Origin of the sequence: Pseudomonas sp. AKS31 (assembly GCF_023634765.1) — a bacterium.
Lineage (GTDB): Bacteria > Pseudomonadota > Gammaproteobacteria > Pseudomonadales > Pseudomonadaceae > Aquipseudomonas.
This window is the reverse complement of sequence record NZ_JAMLFX010000044.1, coordinates 1-371: the sequence shown is the minus strand read 5'-3', so window position 1 is coordinate 371 and position 371 is coordinate 1. Positions and strand designations below refer to the sequence as shown.

The window sequence follows — 371 nt, the reverse complement described above, 5'->3', positions numbered from 1 at the left end:
CCGGTGATGATGTTATTGCCAGCACTGCCTGTGCCGGTGAAGTTGCCGGTACCGGTGTAGGTCAAGCGTTCGATTTCACCACTCATGCCCATTTTGAGCTGGTTGGTACGGATCTCATCATCGCCGCCACCGGCGCCTTCACCGATGCCACCGGTCCACGGACCATTGATGATGTAAACGTCGTTACCGGCACCACCACTGATGCTGGTGCTACCAGAGTTGAGGGTAAAGACGTCATCGAACGCCGTGCCGATAACCGCTTCCAGGTTGCTGAAGGCATCACCCTGCGCATCGCCGCCCAGACCGGTGCCGTTGACGCCGGTCAACGTCAGGTTGATCGCTTGCTCGGAGGTGGCGTAGCTCAAGGTGTC

General features: G+C 58.8%; 1 pseudogene. It reads right to left on the bottom strand.

Annotated elements, in window-relative coordinates:
* A pseudogene (locus M9827_RS27645) lies at positions 1–371 on the bottom strand (calcium-binding protein); the annotation flags it as partial.